General features: G+C 39.0%; 10 protein-coding genes and 2 pseudogenes. 10 read left to right on the top strand and 2 right to left on the bottom strand.

The genetic code is table 11. The features are described from left to right. Positions 1–91: 91 nt before the first annotated feature. Positions 92–2145: pseudogene (gene dinG, locus L650_RS0118495) on the bottom strand (ATP-dependent DNA helicase DinG). A 232-nt stretch (positions 2146–2377) separates the two neighbouring features. On the opposite strand from dinG, the gene L650_RS0118490 reads away from it, so the two are divergent. From L650_RS0118490 to L650_RS0118450, 8 genes are all read left to right on the top strand, one after another. Then, the gene (locus L650_RS0118490) at positions 2378–4720 is read left to right on the top strand and encodes a DNA polymerase II (RefSeq protein ID WP_029774025.1); all 2343 of its coding nucleotides are present in this window, start codon (positions 2378–2380) and stop codon (positions 4718–4720) included. 245 nt (positions 4721–4965) lie between these two features. Beyond that, positions 4966–7587 carry a TonB-dependent receptor domain-containing protein gene (locus L650_RS0118485; protein WP_029774024.1) on the top strand — a complete coding sequence of 874 codons (2622 nt, stop codon included), beginning with the start codon at positions 4966–4968 and terminating at the stop codon, positions 7585–7587. A 67-nt stretch (positions 7588–7654) separates the two neighbouring features. Continuing rightward, entirely contained in the window at positions 7655–8524 is an 870-nt protein-coding gene (locus tag L650_RS23915; protein WP_085065529.1) for a class I SAM-dependent methyltransferase, read from the top strand. Between the two features lie 456 nt (positions 8525–8980). Continuing rightward, complete coding sequence (locus L650_RS0118475) at positions 8981–11818, top strand: TonB-dependent receptor (protein ID WP_029774022.1); 2838 nt, start codon at positions 8981–8983, stop codon at positions 11816–11818. Between the two features lie 60 nt (positions 11819–11878). Next, positions 11879–13702 carry a putative 2OG-Fe(II) oxygenase gene (locus tag L650_RS0118465; protein ID WP_164835575.1) on the top strand — a complete coding sequence of 608 codons (1824 nt, stop codon included), beginning with the start codon at positions 11879–11881 and terminating at the stop codon, positions 13700–13702. 14 nt (positions 13703–13716) lie between these two features. Next, positions 13717–13947: a hypothetical protein gene (locus tag L650_RS0118460; protein ID WP_029774020.1), complete on the top strand. Its 231-nt coding sequence runs from the start codon at positions 13717–13719 to the stop codon at positions 13945–13947. A 233-nt stretch (positions 13948–14180) separates the two neighbouring features. Next, positions 14181–14483, top strand: a complete 303-nt coding sequence (locus tag L650_RS0118455; protein WP_004585960.1) for an H-NS histone family protein — start codon at positions 14181–14183, stop codon at positions 14481–14483. A gap of 178 nt (positions 14484–14661) precedes the next feature. Further along, positions 14662–16413, top strand: coding sequence for a DEAD/DEAH box helicase (locus L650_RS0118450; protein WP_029774019.1), 1752 nt, complete (start codon positions 14662–14664; stop codon positions 16411–16413). Between the two features lie 16 nt (positions 16414–16429). On the opposite strand, the gene L650_RS0118445 is transcribed toward L650_RS0118450, so the two are convergent. Next, positions 16430–16765, bottom strand: a complete 336-nt coding sequence (locus L650_RS0118445; RefSeq protein WP_024033700.1) for a ribonuclease E inhibitor RraB — start codon at positions 16763–16765, stop codon at positions 16430–16432. 237 nt (positions 16766–17002) lie between these two features. Here L650_RS0118445 and L650_RS0118440 point away from each other — a divergent pair, with 237 nt between their 5' ends. Together L650_RS0118440 and L650_RS0118435 are read left to right on the top strand one after the other, a co-directional pair. Then, complete coding sequence (locus L650_RS0118440; RefSeq protein ID WP_411157028.1) at positions 17003–18706, top strand: autotransporter assembly complex protein TamA; 1704 nt, start codon at positions 17003–17005, stop codon at positions 18704–18706. Further along, positions 18706–20547, top strand: a pseudogene (locus tag L650_RS0118435) (translocation/assembly module TamB); the annotation flags it as partial. The gene L650_RS0118440 and the pseudogene L650_RS0118435, both read left to right, overlap by 1 nt.

The following is a 20547-nucleotide window of genomic DNA, read 5'->3' as shown; positions in this document are numbered from 1 at the left end:
CCGCCGCCGGCAATTGCATCAATAAAGCCAGCAGCAAGGGCCGCGGCACATAAAACTGCCAGTGTTGTGGGATCTAAAGCAAGTTCAAACATTAATAATCTATTTGTCTTTTAAAAGGTGGTAAGGTGTCGAGCATGGCTTTGCCGTAGCGCTTGGTAATTAAGCGTCTATCGAGAATGGTTATACGGCCTTCATCGCTCTCTTTTCGCAGCAGTCTACCACAGCTTTGTACCAATTTCTTTGCTGCATCGGGCACCGTAATAGACAAAAATGGATTACCGCCTTTACTTTGTACAAATTCGGCTTGGGCTTCTTCTATTGGTGATGTAGGTACTGCAAACGGTATTTTTGTAATTATTAAGTTTTCTAAATATTTACCAGGTAAATCAAGCCCTTCTGAGAGGCTTTGCGTACCAAATAAAATACTACCTTTACCGCTATCAATATTTTGGGTGTGTTTTTTTAATAATGCCTCGCGCGACATTTCGCCTTGCACTAATAAGTTAAAACCTTTTGTTCTAAGAAACTTAGCCACATGGTCCATTTGCCAGTACGAGGCAAACAATACCAAATTAGCTTTTTTTGTATTTAAGTACTCAGGCAAGGTTTGCGCTATATGGTCACTAAATGCTTTGTCGGTTGGCTCAATTTTACTTACCGGGATACGCAAGGTTGCTTGTTTAGGGTAATCAAAAGGTGAGGGCACTTTAATAAACTTAACGCCTTCTTCTTTTGCTAAGCCGCTTTCATAGGCAAAGTGGTCAAACGAACCGAGAGCGCTTAAAGTTGCCGAGCATAGTACCGCCCCTGCGCATTCATTCCATAGTTTGTCTTTTAAGTAGTAGCCAACTTCGATAGGGCAATCACTTAATAGGTGATCGTGATGGTTTTTATATTCTAAACGTTTGATCCACCTTGCGTGAGGTGTACCTTCGCCTTTATTTGCATAGCTATACCACAGCTTATTTAATTGCTCTAAGCGGTTTATATAGTGCCCGCTTTCGGCTAAGACAGGGTCTGCAACGTAGGGTTTTATATCCCCATCGCTTACATCTTGAGTGAGGGTATCGTGCATTTTGTTTAAGCAGCGTAGTGCATCTAGTGTGGCGTCACTTATATCTTTAGCTTTGTTGTGCAATGATTTTGGTATTTCGCCATGCTCAAAACGGTATGTATCGTCTTTTGAGTATTCAAAGTCGGCGTTATCAAGAATATCACGCACCACTTTTAAGTCTTTATTCGCATCGTTAATGCTATCGCATAGCTTAAAGTTTTGCCCAATGGCTTTTTGACCCACTAATACCTTAGACATTTTGCCACTAAATTTGGTGAGCTTATCGAGCCANCCGCTGCCGATGAAAAGTCGCGGGTAATATGCGCAAGGTGGTGCGCTTCATCTATTACATAAAAGGTGTTATCGGGTTCGGGTAAAATTTTACCGCCCCCTAAATCCAAATCTGCCAGTAGCAGTGAGTGGTTAATAACAAGCACATCCATTTGCATAAGCTGATTACGAGCAAGCTGAAACGGGCAGGTTTGGTGGGCTTTCATTTGGCGTTGGCAAGCGTGTTTATCGCATGCGATTAAGTTCCACACTCTATCGGGTATGGTGTCGGCCCAACTATCTCTGTCGCCTTGCCATTTTTTATTTACATAGGCATCGTAAAGGCCTTTTAAGCATTTAGTTTCCATATCACTTAGCGGCGAGGTAAGTGTGGGCATAAACTCCATTTGGGTTTGGCTATCGCCATTAACAGCGTTATGTAATTTATGGGCACATATATAGCGTTGCCTACCTTTTACTAGGTCAAACTTAAAGTCGAGCCCTGAGTGTTTTTTAAAAAAAGGCAGCTCTTTTGCTATTAATTGCTCTTGTAGGGCCACGGTAGCAGTAGATATAACCAGCTTCTTTTTTTGAGCAAGGGCAAGCGGTAACGCGCCCAAACAATAAGCAAGCGATTTACCAGTCCCTGTGCCAGCCTCAATAACACATATTCGCTGCTTTTTATGGTATTCGCCAGCCAGTGTTTTTGCTATTTCGGCAACAAGGTAGTTTTGGCTACTGCGTGGGCGGTAATCAGTAAGGTTACTAGCCACATGCTGGTGTACTTGCCTAATTGTTTTTTTTAGTTGGTCAGAAAGCATGGGGAGATAAACCTAAAATATGTATATAATTACAGTGTATGGATTTTAGAGTTATAACCGTGTAACTACAAGCAAGGATGAAATTAATTTAGTAAATTAATGCGGCGATTTTTTAAGTTTATAAATTACTCCCTATTATGGCCTGTTTATATTTTGAGGTTGAACAATTTTCAATCCTTAACGTTCATGGCCTTAAAGTAGAAAAACAAAATATAAGTAAGGTTTATTGATAGTGTATTTAACATCTGGTTTTGTACTTTCTGCACAAGCGCACGATAGCGCTCAGGGTTTACAATATGAAATTTGGTTTGCTACCGATAATGGACCAATAAAGACAATTACTGAGAATGAAACCGCACTATTTTTTATAAAAAACTCAGATACAAAAGCAGCTCAAGCCATTTTATCTGCCGAATCACTAAACTTTTTAATTAAACCTCTTTCACTTAAAAATTTTCAGCAGCAAGATATGTGTGGCTGTTACTTTTACTCACTCAAACACTTTTATAGCGCGAGCAAAGCGTTAAAAAGTCGCGGTATTACACTTTATGAAGATGATATAAGGCCCATTGAGCGTTATTTAATGGAGCGCTTTATTAAAGGCGGGGCGTGGATCACGGGTAAACGAGTGGATCATGCACATTACACTGAAATTTTAGATGCTAAATTAAAAACCAACGCTGACTATACGCCTGTGCTTTCTAAGTTGTCACTTGATATAGAGTGCAATGAAAGTGGGGTGTTGTTTTCTATTGGCTTGGTAGGCTGTGGTTTAGATTGCGTAATCATGATTGGAGAGCCTGAGCATCACGACCCAGTGATTGGTTATACTATTATATGGTGCGCAGACGAGGTTGCACTATTACAGCAACTTGTAACACTTATTAAGCAGTGCGACCCAGATATTATTATTGGGTGGAATGTTATTGAGTTTGATTTTGCAGTTATTTATGAGCGCTCTGTGGCACTTGGGGTAAAACTATTACTAGGAAGAGGAAACCTTCCTTTATATGTTCGAAAAGGCCATTTTACACGGGTTTCTATTCCCGGGCGCTGTGTAATTGATGGCATTGATACTCTAAAAAATGCCACTTATAGTTTTGAAACTTTTTCACTTGCTAATGTAGCTAAAGAAATTTTAGGCGAGTCTAAATTAATTGAATCTAGTAACAGCTTACAAGAAATTATTCGTCAATTTAATGAAGATAAACTCGCGCTCGCTAACTACAATCGGCAAGACTGCATACTCGTTAATAAAATCTTCGATAAGCTAAAACTTCTCGATTTTGCTGTTATTCGCACACAATTAACAGGCCTTGAGCTAGAAAAGCGCGGCGGCTCAGTGGCGGCTTTTGTAAACATGTATTTGCCTTTATTACATCGCAGCGGTTATGTAGCACCTAATATGGGCGACCATGGGCTGACGTTTGAAAGCCCAGGTGGTTATGTTATGGAGTCGGTACCAGGGCTGTATAAAAATGTCATCGTGCTTGATTTTAAAAGCCTGTATCCCAGTATTATGCAAACCTTTTATATAGACCCGCTTGGACTAATAGAAGGGATTGAAAACCCTAAAAACAGTATTGAAGGTTTTAATAACGCATTATTTTCAAGAGAGCAGCACCATTTACCAGCGCTTATAAAAAGCCTAGCGCTACAGCGCCAGCGGGCAAAAGATAATCACGACTTAATGCTATCCCAAGCGATTAAAATAATAATGAACAGTTTATATGGTGTATTAGGCTCACAAGGCTGTCGTTTTTATGACCCACGACTCTCAAGCTCTATTACTTTACGTGGCCATGAGATAATGCTGCAAACTAAAAAGTGGATTGAAGAGCAAGGTTATAGTGTTATTTACGGAGATACCGATTCGACCTTTGTAAAATTAACGGATGATTTAAGTGTTGAGGCGTGTAATAAAATAGGTAAACAGTTAGCTAAACACATAAACACATTGTGGCAGCAAAACATACACGCTAAACATAATTTAACTAGCCATTTAGAAATAGAGTTTGAATCGCTTTACAGCCCCTTCTTTTTACCCACCATAAGAGGTAAAAGTGTGGGGTCTAAAAAACGCTATGTGGGGCAGTTAATAAAGCCGGATGAATCAAAATTGGTTTTTAAAGGCTTAGAAACCGTAAGAAGTGACTGGACTAAACTGGCTCAACAGTTTCAATTTGACCTATTTACCCTCCTTTTTGAGCAACCAGAGCAAATAAATGACCTTGTAAACGATTACATTAGTAAACTTTTACGCGGCGAATTTGATCATTTGCTGGTTTTTAAAAAACGTTTAGGTCAAAACTTAACCGACTATCAAAAAAATATCCCTCCACATGTGCAAGCAGTAAAAAAGTTTCAGAGACAAAATAGTGAATTTACGCTAAAAAGAGGTGAATTTGTTACATTTGTTTACACAACCCACGGTGTTGAGCTGTATCAAGGGCTGCATAGCTACGACTACCCATTGTATATAGACAAACAAATTGTACCTCTATTAGAAATGGTTACGCAATTTGTTAACGTTAACGTAAACAGTTTCGAGCTAAAACAGTTCGAATTATTCTAACTTGTACCTATTAATGCAATTTTTGATTACATAATCTACGCTTTAGCTTTATTTTTGTACAGTTATTCCTCATCTAAGCTAAAAAACAATAAAAAACCCTTTTTTAATTAATATTTGGTTAACAGTGGTTGGCTTTTAGATATTTTTTGTTTAGTATTTGGTTTAGTCGCTGTTAACAAACTGTGACAACAAAAAATAATTAAATAATAGTCGCTTCTAACAAGTGGTGACCCAGGGAGAATCAAATGTTAAATAATAAAGTTTCAAAGGCAGTTCGCTTAGCGATTGCATTTGGTGCAGTATCAACAGCTGCATTTTCGTCAAGTTCATTTGCTGCAGAAGAAGAGTCTGCAGAGAAAGTAGAACGCATCCAAGTAACTGGTTCACGTATCAAACGTACAGATTTAGAGGGTGCTTCTCCGGTAGTATCTATTACTTCTGCTGATATCAAGCTAGAAGGTGACTACACAGTTGCAGATGCACTACGTTCTAGTTCATTAAACTCATTCGGTTCGTTCTCAGAGCGTTCTGGTAGCTCAGCACAATCTCAAGCAACTATCAATTTACGTGGTGCTGGCTCACGTCGTACTTTAGTACTTTTAAATGGCCGCCGTTTCCCAGGTTCACCAACATTAGGTGGTGCTTCTGCTAACCTTAATGCTATTCCAATGGCTGCTGTTGAACGTATCGATATCATGACTGAAGGTGCATCTTCTATTTATGGTTCTGATGCAATGGCAGGTGTTGTTAACGTAATTATGAAAGAGAACTTTGAAGGTTTAACTTTCAACATTGGCGCGGGTCACCGTGACCAAGATGAAGGCACTACTTCAACTGAATTTTCTGTAGTTGGTGGTGTTTCAAACGATAAAGGTAACATTACATTCTCTTTCGATCACCAATCTCGTAAAGGTATTTCAGATGCTGACCGTGACTACACTAAAGCTCAGCTTGGTGATTTAGACGGTGATGGCGACATTGAAGCTTACACTGCAGATACTGTAGGTTGGTCATACTTTGGCGCTACTGTACTTTCACCTGATTTTGCTACAGCGTCAGCTTCACTTTTATGTGATGATTTAATCTCTGAATACGGTGAAGATACTTTCCGCCGCGTTGATGCAAACGAAGATTGGGGCCCAGGTTCTGAGTACTGTATGTATGCATTCGCTAATGTATCTTACAACACAGCATCAATTGACCGTAACACATTATATGTTAGTGCTAACTACGAGCTAACAGACGACATAGAGTTCTTTGCTCAAACAATGTTTGTACAAAACTCTTCATTTGGTCGTTACGCTCCACCGGCTGCAGCATGGGAAAACATGGCAGCTGATAACCCGCATAACCCATACGGTGAAGACGGTGCATATGGTTTATTCCGTTGGGTAGGTATTGGTACACGTGATGGTAACGTAGATGATTACAACCAAGATTTAACAGCTGGTTTACGTGGTGACTTAGATTGGAACAACGCTTCTTGGGAAGTTTACTACCACCACAATAAAGCAGATAACAAATCTGTAGGTGAGTACTACCTTTCTTACAGTGGTTTAGCATACAACGAAGCTAACGATATCGATTTAGGCTCTGATGAAGGCATTGCCAACATGAAGTCGACTACGCTACAAAACTCAGGCTCTACTTTTGACCAATACTTTGCTGGTTTAGGTTTTGACTTATTTGAACTACCAGGTGGTGCTGTTGCCCACTATGTAGGTGTTGAATATTTTGAACAAACTTACGAAGATATTTACGATGGTCAATCTGAAGCTGGCTTAATCGGTGGCTCTGCTGGTAACTCTTCAATGGGTGACCGTGATGTGACAGCTGTTTTCTTCGAATCAGTACTACCAGTTTCTGATACAGTAGAAGTGAACTTAAAAGCTCGTTACGATGATTACTCTGACTTTGGTGACAACGTTGCTCCAGCAGTATCTGCTCGCTGGCAGGTTGCTGATAACGTAGTGATTCGTGGTTCTTACTCTGAGTCGTTCCGTGCACCAGGCCTTGATTTACTTAATGCAGCACGTACATTCTCTGCTGAATCTGCAATCGATTATAATAACGGTTCTACTACATCACGTCAGTACAACACATACTATACTCAGAACTCAGAACTTGAAGCTGAGACTTCAGATTACATCAACTTAGGTGTGGCATGGGATGTAAACGATAACTTAAGCTTTAAGTTAGATTACTTCCAACTTTCTATTGATAATGTTATTCAGTCTAAATCTCTACAAGGCTTATTATCTGATGAGGCTGCTGGCCTAATCACTGCAGTAGGTGTTGATACAGATACGTCTGATGAAACTTTCTACCTTAAGCGCTCTGCTTCAGGTACGCTAATCGAAGCAGGTACTTCTTACTTTAACGGTGCTGGTTTTGAAATTGAAGGTTTTGATTTCACTATTAATGCAAACGTAGAGACTGATTTTGGTGACTTCCGCTTTAACAATGTTAATAGTGTAACACTTTCATACGATTCTGAAGTAGGTGGTGTTGTACAAGACACTGCTGGTTGGTCTGGCCAACCTGATCTTAAGTCAGTAGCAACAATTTCTTGGTCACTTGATGATCATACAGTATCTTGGAACTCTACTTACACAGCAAGCACGTCTGAAACTGAAGTTGATGAAGATGGCGATGGTTTCTACGAGCAATCAGGTGATTTAGATAGCTGGTTAATCCATAACTTAACTTACAGCTACAATGCAGGTCCTTACGGCGCTGTAACATTTACTGTAAGTAACTTAACTGACGAAGACCCAGTTCTTTCTTCAGCTGGTACATGGGATAACCAAGACCTTTACAACAACTTTGGTCGTGATTACCGTGTAAACTACTCAATTAGCTTCTAATATTAATTAGAAACAGGTTGATATATAGGGCTGAATTTATTCAGCCCTTTTTTTATGGGGATTTTTTATGGAAAATTATTGGAGTGAGTATTGGTCTCAAGGGTATTTAACTTCATTTGGGCAGGATATTAAGAAAAACTATACAGGCAAGCTCAAGCAGAGCTGGACAAGTTTTGCTACTGAGCTTAGTCCACAGTGTAAAATACTAGACATAGGAACAGGCAATGGTGCACTGATACAGCTTATACACGATAGTAGTAAAGATCAGCTGAGCTTTATTGGTATTGATAAAGCAACAGTGGCAAAGAGCGTTACAGGCGTGCCCGACTCTAGTATTTTATCAGATGTAAGTGCAGAGTCCTTACCTTTTGAAAATAATGAATTTGATGCGATAGTGGCTCAATTTGCAATTGAATACAGTGAGCTTTCGAAGAGCATTTCTGAATTATTTAGGGTATTAAAACCGGGTGGGTTATATCAAATTGTTTGCCACGAAATAGATTCAGATATAGTTAAACCAAATGTGCTTATATTGGAGTCTGCTGTACGTGTACGTAGTGACTTGTTAACTCCTTTAAAGCAGCTAATTGATGAGCTGAAAAAAGATGATAATGCTCAGGTTAATAGCTTGATAAAAACAATAAATAACCTTATCCAGCTTGAAAGGCAAGTACACCCTCACGCAGTTAATGGAACACGGTATCCCGAATTTTTTCAGTTTATTTTGAATAATAGAAAAATTGATTTAGAACGCGCTTATCAATTATTTACTCAAGAGCTCGAAGGGCTGATCTTTAGGTTAAGTGACTTAAAGCAAGCGGCGTTAAACTCTAAGGATATTAGCCAGTTGTTATTGTTAGGCGATAAAATATTTAAAGAGGCTTTAGTTGACTCTAATAATGAATATATCGGAACGCTTTACAAAGGACGCAAATAGCTAGCCCCATCAATAAAATTTGTTCTGTTCTGCACATTAATACTCTAGCAGCTTTGATGGTATTCCAAAGGCCAAACGAGCTGCAGCTCCCGATTCCTCTGCTTTTTGGCGACTTGTTAAACATTGTTCTTGGTCACCTTGTCATTTATAAATTTTAAATTACCTTGTTAACACCTTTAAATATGTAAATAAGTAGAAGTATTTTGCGTTTTATTTTCAAAAATGCATTGTTCCGGTTATTGGTATATTCATGCTTTATTTTTTTGTCCCCTTTATCGAAATAAACTAATATTAATTATATTTAAATTGATGTGAATTATTGGTTTTTAATATGTTGACTATGTTTATATATTGATACTAACATTCACAAAAGAAGCGGTACTTTCACTTCTTAAGCTATTTATTTAATGGCTAAAACAATAAATATATAAATAAAATTATTTCAGGGAGAATCCAATGTTAAATAACCAAGTTTCAAAAGCGGTGCGCTTAGCGATTGCTTTTGGTACGGCATCTACAGCTGTATTTTCAGCAAATTCAATTGCTGCTGAAGAGGGAGTTGAAAAGGTAGAGCGTATAGAGGTTACCGGTTCACGAATTAAACGTGCAGATCTTGAAAGCGCTTCACCAGTGAGCATTATTACTACTGAAGATATGAAAGTTCAGGGTATTTCAAATATTTCCGATGCGTTACAAAACCTTACCGCTCAGTCGGGCGGATTAACTGCTGCTGTAAATAATGGCGGTAATGGTAATGCAACTGTTAACTTAAGAGGTATGGGTTCATCACGTACATTGGTACTTGTTAATGGACGCCGTATGATTGCCTCAGGTACTGGTGCATCTTCTACCGTGGATCTTAATGCCATTCCTTTTAGCGCTGTAAAACGCATAGAGGTTTTAAAAGACGGTGCATCAGCTGTTTACGGCTCTGATGCTCTTGCTGGTGTGGTTAATATTATCATGCGCGATGACTTTGAAGGCTTTGAGCTAGATGCCAGCTATGCAGAGACAGGTGAAGGTGACGGTGAAGAAGCTAGCTTAAGCAGCACCTTTGGTGTGAGCAGTGATAAAGGTAATGTTGTTGTAAACGTTGGTTTTTACGACCGTGGTACTGTACGTGCTAGCGACCGAGATTATTCAGCATGTCCATACGCAGAAAGTGGCGGTGAGCGTTTTTGTGCCGGTTCTGGTAACTCTTTAGGTATGAATGCAATCTTAGATGATGGTAGAAGAGTTCAGTTTGAGCCTGGCGGTAACGGTTCATCAACTGATACTGGCTATCACACATATGTGGGTAGTGGCGAAGGCAACGATACCTATAACTACTCTTCTGCTTCATACTTATCTACGCCTGCAACTCGTTATAATGTGAGCGTGTTAGGTAATTATGAATTAGCAGATAACTTAAACTTTTTTGCAGAAGCGTACTATACAAACCGTACCTCAACGCAACAAATGGCACCAGCACCTATCAACTACACATACAGTGTAGATGGTCGTAGTTGGGTATTAAGTCAAAATCCAGAAGTTTACCCATTCTCAGGCTTGTATGATTTTGCAACTCCTGGCGACAATGTAGACATGTTACCACTGCGTCGTATGTCAGAAATGGGTGGCCGTGTATTTGAGCAAGAAGTAAATACAGCACAATTTACAACTGGTTTAGAGGGCTTTATCGCTGATCAATACGCTTGGAATGTGTTCTATACATATGGTCGAAATAGCGCTATTGACCGTTCTAAAAACTACATCAACGTAGACAAAATGATAGCGTCAGTAAATGAAAACTGTGAAGGTGTCTCGGTTACAGGTTCGCCTAGTGACTACACGGTTACAGGCAACGATGCATCTGCTCCATGTATTAACTACTTCGGTGAAGGCGCGCTTTCACAGTCAGATGCCGATTACTTGCGTTACACCGATCAGGGTACTTCAGGTACAGAAATGCACCACTTAGGCGCTTCAATTTCGGGTGATTTATTTGAAATGCCTTCTGGTGTTGTTGGCTTTGCATTTGGTCTAGAGCACCGTGAAGAATCAGCATTTAATCAACCAGATGCATTCTCTTCATCAGGTATCGGTTCAGGTAATGCTGTACAGCCAACTTCTGGTGGCTATAAAGTTGACGAAGCATATGTAGAGCTTGTTGTTCCACTATTGAATGATTTACCACTGGTTCAGTCTTTAGATTTAGAAGCTGCGCTTCGCTACTTTGACTACGATACGTTTGGATCAGATACTACTTATAAGTTAGGTCTAACTTGGCGTATGACAGATGAAGTTATGCTTCGCTCTGTATTATCAACAGCATTTCGCGCACCAAGTGTAAGTGAGCTTTACGGTGGTCAGTCAGATAGCTTCACCAATTATACAGACCCTTGTACTGGTTTTGGTGGTGCTGGCTTTGATTCTAGATACCAAACAGCCTGTGCTTCTGATGCAGCAGCCGGCCTAATTCCTTCAGATGGTACGTTTGCACAAAACAGTGGTCAACTTCGTGCGGTTGTTGGCGGTAACCCAGACCTAGGTCCTGAAACTGCTGATACATTTACAGTTGGTCTTGTTGTTGAGCCAATTGAAGGGCTAAGCTTTACTGTTGATTACTACGATATTGAAGTAGATAACGTAATAAGCTCTGTTGGTATTACGACTAAGCTAGATAAATGTTATAGCGCGGGTGAAGAAGGTGGACAAGGTGGTTCTTTTGCACTTTGTGAAGGTGTTGTACGTGATGCAACGGGTAACTTTGATGGTACTCCATCACTTGATCAAAACCTTTCTACTTGGAACCTATCGGGCGTAGATTTCAACGCTCAATATAGCTTTGACGCTGCTGGCTTAGCGTGGAGAGCTGATTGGGAAGCTTCTTACATCTCTAAATGGGAAGTGCAAGAGTTTGCTGGTGAGCCTATTCAAGATTACGTAGGTGTTGCATCAAGTGGTTCTGGCTCAATTCCTGAGTGGAAACATAATGTAAGCTTACGTGCAGCCGGTGATGATTGGACTGTTTCATACAAAGTGATGTATGTAGATTCGCTTGTTACAGAATCAGTTGCATTATTTGATGGAGACCCTGCGGATTACTATTCACCAGAAGCTGACTCATTTGTATCACATACACTAAGTGGTACTTACCAACTTAACGAGCATGTTTCGTTACGTGGTGGTATAGATAACCTAACAGATGAAGAGCCTCCATATTACAGCGATTATGATGATGCCAATACAGATACTACGTTGTATAAGTACATCGGTCGTAACTTCTTTGTAGGTACAACTATTTCATTCTAAGCATAAGCTTTAATGCTAAGGCCGGTATATTATCGGCCTTTTTATTATTTAAGAGAACATATGCAAAGCCAAGGCATGTCATTTCAAGATGTAAGCAACTTAATCCTTAAGGAAATTAATAATAATAATTTCCTTAAGGCATTAAAAATTGCTAATTCGATTAAAAGTAATGAATCGAGTATTGTAGCGCACCTTCATCACTTAAAATCTATAGCATACCAAAAGAAAAAAGATTATATATTATGTTTAGCCGAGATTGAAAAAGGCATTCAACTAAGTCCACGTCATTTTCATTTAAATGTAAATAAAGCAAAATTATATAACTTGTTGGGTGAACCTGATAAGTCAATAAAACAATATTTAAATGTATTGACTATATATAGTGACGATATAGAAACACTTTATAACATCTCTGTTTTATACTTTAAAAAGAATGAATTTACTAAAGCAAAAGAATACATTGATAAAGCATTTACACTATCCCCTCAAAATGCAGTTATTCTCAGTGCAAAAATAAAAACAGACTTAAAGCTTGAGAAGTTTACTGAGGTCGATAGGCTCACAGATGATTATATTCGCAATTTTGGTGCTGATGCTAGTATTCTCAATAGTAAAGGGTTGGCTTTAAAAGCTTTATGCTTTTGGGATAAAGCAATTATAACTTTTGAGCAAAGCTTAAAATTAAGCCCTGGTTTAGTTGAAGCTAAAAAAAATATGGCCAGCTGCTATCACTTAGCCGGGAAGTTTAAAAAAGCCAAAGCAATATATACAGAACTAACAACTATCAACCCGCTAGATTTAGACAGTCATCATTGGCTAAACCAAATGCTATGGGAAACTGCAGACTCTGGTTTTTTATCCTCATATAACCATGCTTTAAAAATAACTGGAAAAAATACTGCACTGGAAGCTGAGCTTGCACAAAAGCTTTATACATCGGGTAAGCAAACTGAGGCTTACAAAATAGCAAAGCAAATACTCTCTCAAAGCAATTGCCCACAAAAAGCGTTTTCTATAGTGGGTGATTACGAACGTGAAAACAGCTTATTTGATGAATCTTTAGAGACCCATTTAGCTGCCAGTAATAGGTTTAAGAATAATCACGCGTACATAGAATTAGCCAAAAGCTATATTGCGATAGATAAACCAGATCACGCATTGAACATTATAAATAAGTTATTAAATCAAGACGAATATAACCAAGAGTACTTGTGTATTAAAAATACAGCATTGAGATTACTAAAAAGCGAGCTGTACTCATATTACTGCAATTATGATTTATTTGTTATGCAGGAGAAAATAGCAACACCTTCTGGCTTTGCTTCTATAGATGATTTTTTAACTGAGCTTAAAGGTACGTTAAAACAGTATCATTATTATCAAAACCATCCTTTAGAGCAATCTTTAGTTAATGGTTCTCAAACCGCAGAAAAGTTATTTGATTATCAACTGCCGATACTAAAAATACTAAAGCAGGAGCTATACGAGTTAACGTCATGCTTTTTATCAAGGCTTCCAAAAGATAATCAACACCCTTTTTTAAAAAGAAATGTTGGTGATTTTAAAGTGACTGATTCATGGTCGGTAATTCTGAAAGGTAAAGGTTTTCATAAAAATCATTATCACAGCCAAGGTTGGATGAGTTCACCATTTTATGTATCTATACCCACGCTGATATCTGAATCAACCAACCAAGAAGGGTGGTTAAAGCTAGGTGAGCCAGGATTTAATATGAACACTAAGCTTTTACCTGAGACAACATTAAAACCAGAGGAAGGCAAACTTATTCAATTTCCATCCTATTTTTGGCATGGGACTAATACCCTAAATAGTGAAATGGAACGAGTAACAATTGCTTATGACATACTCCCTCAACACACTTAAATTAAGGATAAACAATGAAACATCTTTGTACCGTATTATTAGTAATTTTAGCTTCAGGTTGCACTAGTGCAGCAGCGCTTAAGGCCAGTGAAAGCGATGGCAAAATATGTAAACTCGAAAAAACCACAGGTAGCAACATTGCAACAAGAGTGTGTAGAACACCTGAACAAATTGCTTACCAAGAAAAATTAAGCCAAGAGGCAATGAGAGAGATGACCCGTGGTAGTGTAAAAATTGATAAATAGACTTTAACTTTATAAGTTTATTAACCTCTATTAAAAAATTAATAGAGGTTAAATATTTTTTATTTGATATTAAAGTCCATTACTATACTTATTCCATGCTGATTTCTCATGCTAAAGTATTTGCTTTTATACCTTTTACTATGGAGTAAAATTGCTCATGGTAAAAATATATTGTTGGGTTTATACTTGCTTTGAAACTAAAAAGTTAACTCCAACAAGCAAGAGAGATATAAATGAAAGAAGTTCGATCTTTTATTAAAACAGCATCATTAACTGAGCTAGAAAAAGCACAACAATTAATCACTGATGCGATTGCAAAATATACTGAGCAGCTACAAGCTAAACAGGAAGTGTTGGATCTTTTAAAAGAAAAAGGACTTACGTTAGAAGATTTACAAGACGGTACTGCAGATAAACGTACTAAAGTAAAAGCTAAGTATCGTATTGAAGTAGATGGCGAAGTGATTGAATGGACCGGTCGTGGCCGTCGCCCTAAAGCGTTTGAAGGTGTTGATTTACAAAAGCACCTAGCTTAATAAAGTAACAGAGAAGCTACGGCTTCTCTTTTTAATGGCGTATAACTTAATAACTAAACCTTAGGCTAAGGCTTACGCTTTGTACGCGAGATTTTATTGGCCAAAACTTACCTTAAACTCCCCGCAGTCGCTTAGTATTTGTTAAACTGCATTTCTGGTTATTCTATTTACTATTTTCATGAGCTATAAATTAAGGCCGTATCAGCAAGAGGCCGTAGAGCGCACCGTTTTACATTTTCGAAAAACAAATGATCCTGCCGTGATTGTACTGCCTACCGGTGCGGGTAAAAGCCTTGTTATTGCAGAGCTTGCGCGAATTGCTAAGCAAAAAATTTTGGTGCTTGCACATGTTAAAGAGTTGGTAGAACAAAACGCACAAAAATATAAAAGTTTTGGTTTAGAAGCGAGTATATTTTCAGCAGGGTTAAAAGAAAAATCACTCAGCCACCAAGTTACCTTTGCCAGTGTTCAGTCTTTATCGCGTAATTTAAATAAATTAAATGAGCATTATTCTTTGCTTATTATTGATGAGTGCCACAGAGTAAATGGTGATAAAAAAAGCCAATATGGAAAGGTTATAAATACGCTCAAAGAATATAATCCTCAGTTAAAAGTATTGGGTTTAACGGCCACACCTTATAGATTAGGAATGGGGTGGATATACCATCATCATTACCATGGTTTTGTAAAAGGTAATAAAGAAAGTCCATTTAAAAACTGTATATTTGAATTACCGCTCAGGTATATGATCAAACATAATTACTTAACGCCGCCAAATGAAGTGGACGCGGCAATTAGTCATTATGATTTTTCGTCCCTGGCTACGAATGCGTTTGGTCAATATACGACTGATGACATGAATGCGCTTTTAAAAAATAGCGAGCGCGCAACGCAAGCTATACTGAAGCAGGTAATACAATACAGTGAAACCCGCCAAGGCGTGATGATATTTGCGGCAACGGTGATGCACGCGCAAGAAATTTTAACTTATTTACCCGCAGAGCAAAGTGCCCTTATAACTGGCGATACCCCAAATGCAGAACGCGATAAATTAATAAATCAATTTAAACAAAAAAACATAAAATACCTCGTTAATATTTCTGTTTTAACTACCGGATTTGATGCGCCGCATGTCGATTTTATCGCTATTTTACGCCCCACCGAATCGGTTAGCTTATACCAGCAAATTGTTGGCCGTGGGCTTAGGCTAAATGAAGGAAAAACAGACTGCTTAGTTATAGATTACGCAGGCAACGGCTTTGATTTATTTCACCCTGAGGTGGGCGATAAAAAAGGTGATAGCGATAATGAGCCCGTTCAAGTGCTTTGCCCTGGGTGTGGGTTTGCAAATATTTTTTGGGGAAAAACCGATTCTGATGGCAAAGTAGTTGAGCACTTTGGCAGGCGCTGCCAAGGTTTATTAGAAGATGACGAAGGCCATAAAGAGCAATGCGATTATCGGTTTAGGTTTAAAGAGTGCGAACAATGCGGCGCTCAAAACGATATAGCAGCTCGTAAATGCCATGATTGCGGCGCAGTAATGGCCGACCCCGACGACAAGCTACGTAACGCCCTTAATTTAAAAGATGCGTTAGTACTGCGCTGTAGTGGGTTATCAGTGGTAAAACTTAAAGATGATTTAATTAAAATAACCTACTTTGATGAAGATGGTGCAAGTTGCGATGAGGTATATAACCTTGCCAGTAAAGGCGGGCAGTATATTTTTAATAAACAGTTTGGTAAACGCTTAGGACAGGGGCAAGCGCCTGTCGAATTTAAAAGTGCTGAGCAGGTTATTAAGGCACAGTATGATTTAGTGCATCCCGATTTTGTTATCGCGCGTAAAAGTAAAAAGTATGGCTGGAAGGTATCTGATAAATTATTTGATTACTCTGGCAACTTTAGAAAAGCTAATCAGTTAAGCGGTTAAGCTTAACTGATTTTTGTTAAGCGGCGTCTTCGTCCATTAAACCCCAGCCATCGCCATAGCCATTATAACTATTAGCAATACTTTCAAGGTATTGCTCTGCTTGGCCAAGCAATGTGTGCTCTGGCACCATTTGTACATGAGTAATCACTTCCCACACGCCAGTGTCTTTACACTTTTCAACGTTTGCGCTTTGTACTAATGCATCAGAGATTATTTCTTTGGCAAATTTTTCAGCATCAGCTTGTTGTTCAAATAAAATGAAAAAATCGATTTGGTGCATTTTGCTTAAATCAACGCCAGCAGCGGCTATTTCGGCTAAAAGTTGGCCGTTATCATCATCAGGGAATTGCATTAAAAACTCATTTAAAATTAATTTTGTATTCGTAGCCACTATTGTAACCAAAATATTGCTTTAAAGCGTATTAATTTTAACTTTATAGGCTTTAAAAGGGAGTGAAATTTGGTGCAAGATTACCATTAAGTTAATGTGTTGCTCATTATGGCTATGGTAGTATGCAACTCATTGGTGGTTAAATTTTAAAGAATAAAAAGTAAGGATATTTACTTGTTCAAACAGTTATTACGTTTTGTGTTTTTTTTAGCTTTTTTTATAAGCACTCAAGCCAGCGCTGAGCAAAGGGTAATTGAAGATTACGAAATTAAAGGGATTAGTGGCGAGTTAGAAAGTAACGTTGAGCTATATTTAAAACAACTGGTTGGCGAAAAACCCACCAGAACCTTGCGCCGCTATGCTAAAAAACAAGTGCAAAGCAGTATTAAAGCGCTGGGGTATTACAACCCAACGGTAGACATTGAGTTTGATAAAGACGACAAAGAGCTTATCGTTAAAGTAGAGCGCGGCCCTGCAACGCGCATAGAAGCTATTAATATAACGCTTAATGGTGAGGGTAAAAACGACTCGCAATTACAAAACGTTATTAAAAACTTAAATTTAACCCAGGGCGATGTTCTTAATCATGGCAGGTACGACTCAGCGCATAAAAAAATAGAGTCAATGCTATTAGAGCTAGGCTATTTTGATGCTAAATGGCCAGCCCGAAAGCTTGCGATATCAGTGCAAAAAAACAGTGCCGTTATTACATTTAATATAGATACCGGCGTGCGCTACACGTATGGCAATATAATCATTGCCAGCGAAACCCCCGCAGAAAAATACATTCGTTCACTTGCACCTTTTACCCAAGGGCAAGCTTATAAAGCCACACAAATTGCCGATTATAACCTTGAGCTCTCAAGCACACCGTATTTTGCAAGCGTGCGTATTTATGCCGATATACCAGCAAGAGCCAACGGACAAGTGCCTATAAATATTGATGTGCTACACAAACCTGCTAATAGCTACGAAGTAGGCGGTGGCTTTAATACCGAGCTGGGTCCGAAAGTGCGTTTTAAATGGAGTAAACCTTGGATCACAGAAGACGGGCATTATCTGGAAAGCAATTTAAATGTAGCTGAGAAACAGCAAGATATTTCTATGGCATACACCATTCCGGTAGATGACCCTAACGACGATTTATGGCGTTTATCAGTGGGTTACAAGTTAGAAGATGAACTTGCCGATGATATATACAGTGAAATACTGACCGGCCAACTGCAACGCCAATGGTTAACTGAAGATAAATGGGTACGCACGGCCTTTTTACGTCGAGACCAAGAAACATACCGCATTGGTGATGAACCAGAAGAAAGCACCGAAATGCTTATGCCCGGTATTAGCTATGCCCGCAAAAAGTCAAAAGGAGGCACAACGCCTTATTGGGGTGAGCAGTGGCTAATTTCGGCCGAGTTTGGTTTAGATGATGTACTTTCAACCACAAACTTAGTGCGGGTGCAGCTGCAGCATGCGTGGCTGCGAACCTATTTAGATAAACACTTAGTTTTTTTAAAAGCAAACGTGGGCGCCATGCTGGTCGATAATATTGAAAACGTACCTTACTCGCTGCGCTTTTATGCCGGTGGTGACCAAAGTGTACGTGGCTTTGCTTATCAGTCTATTTCACCTGAAGATGAAGACGGTGATTTAATTGGTGGTAAATACTTACTAACCAGTACTATTGAATACAATTACCAATTTGCACAAAATTGGCGCGCCGCTTTATTTGTTGATGGCGGTACCGCCACAAATGATTTTTCGGACGACTTTGAAGTGGGCGCAGGCTTTGGCTTTCGTTATTTAACACCCATTGGCCCCGTAAAAGTAGACCATGCATGGGGGCTTACTAAAGAAAGTAAAAGCACACGTTTAAGCATTACCATAGGGCCAGAAATTTAATGTCAGTATTTAAAAAAATATCCGCCGCAATCATCGGCGTTTTAATCACGCTTGCCGTTATTATATTTTGCTTGTTATTTACTGCGCCCGGTAATCAATTTATTGCTTATAGTGCCAATAAAATGGTGGACGGCTTACATATTGAGATTAAAAAAGGGCGTTTTTTATATAACAACCCGTTTAATGTGAGCTTTAAAAACCAAAGTACAGATTTTAAAGCGCAGCAGCTTAAAATAGATTTATTTTGGTGGCAGTGCGATGGCCTATGTATTGAAAATGTAAGTGCGCGGTCAATCAAACTTGCCCTTGGCAATGCACCCGAAGCCACACAACAGAGCACCTCAGAGCCATTAACTAAAATTACGTTTCCCTTTAATATTGCCGTTAAAAATGTAGCAATAAACAAATTTGTATTAAATCATTCCAGTGCTGATGTAACCGTAAATAACTTTACCCTTGCAGCGAAAGCTGAAGATGCAACCTTAGCATTAAAAAGCCTAACTATTAGTGATGTATTGGTAAAGCTTAAAGAGCAACCCGCCTCATCTAATCAAGCAACGGCTAATCAAGGCCAGGCGCTAACAGCGCTACCTGCGTTACCAGATATAGAATTTACATCGCCCCTTAATTTACGGGTAGAGCAGTTTGACGTTAAAAAGGTGGATATTGAGCAAGGTGAGCAAACTCACACAATCGAAAATATAGCGCTTGTATTAAATGTAGAAGATGAAAAAGTTAACTTACAAACGCTTAGCGCGCATTACCAACAATGGCAATTAAATACAGAGTTAACTAGTGAGCTTGCAGGTAATTTACCATTAAACGCGAAAGTAGCGCTAAGCAGCGACTTGCACCAAGCGAATTTAGCGTTAAGTGGTGACCTATCTGATTTAAACATAAACTTACACACGACTGGTCAGTACCCATTAAATTTAACGGCAACGGCTAATTTAAAACAAAAAAATTATCCGTTTGAACTTACCGGTAAAGTTGAGCGATGGTTGATTGACGCTCAAAGTAACGAGCTAAAAGTAAATAATGTTGATTTATCAGCCTCGGGTAATGCGGATGATTACACGCTAAGTTTAAAGGCGCATAGCCAATTAGGTGCCTATCCAGCTGTAGTATTAAACACGCAATTAAACGGCTCGCTTAGCCAAGCGCAGCTAAGTACCTTAAGCCTAAAAGCAAACGACAGTAGTGCAATATTTAAAGGTAATGTTAATTGGCAAAAGGGCATACAAGCCGACTTTACCGGTTCGTTAAATAGCTTAAAAGCGCAATACTTAACAGATGCGCTTACAAGTAATATTTCTGGCCAGCTAGAAGGGCGCTTTAACAGCGAAGGGCAAAACTGGCACTTGCAAATGGATAATACACAACTTGCAGGTACACTGAACCAAACACCGCTTGAATTTGCCTCAAACTTTACACTTAATAATACGCTAAAGGCTAACATAGACAGCCTATATTTAAGTAGCGGGGCCAATAAATTAACCTTGAGCGGACAAGTTGACGACACCTGGCAGGTTGACGGAAAAGTAACACTTACAGGAAATGAGCAAACTAATCTGCCATTTGTTGCAAACGGTAAGGCCGATTTAAAAGTTAGAGGACCCCGTTTAACCCCCGCCGTTGATTTATCGTTATTACTCGATAACTTTATGTATAACGACATAAAAGTTAACAAACTCGCCCTTAGCGGTCAGCTCGATACAGCCGCAGATTGGCAAACCGATGTGAGCTTAAACGTAGACTCAGTAATGGTTGCTGATCAGGTAATTAATAGTGTTGAGCTAACTGCCACTGGCGATAAAACCGACCATCAGCTGGTTGCCGCC

Origin of the sequence: Pseudoalteromonas sp. TB51, from assembly GCF_000498055.1 — a bacterium.
In the GTDB taxonomy this organism is placed as follows: domain Bacteria; phylum Pseudomonadota; class Gammaproteobacteria; order Enterobacterales; family Alteromonadaceae; genus Pseudoalteromonas; species Pseudoalteromonas atlantica.
This window is presented reverse-complemented; position numbering and strand designations above follow the sequence as displayed.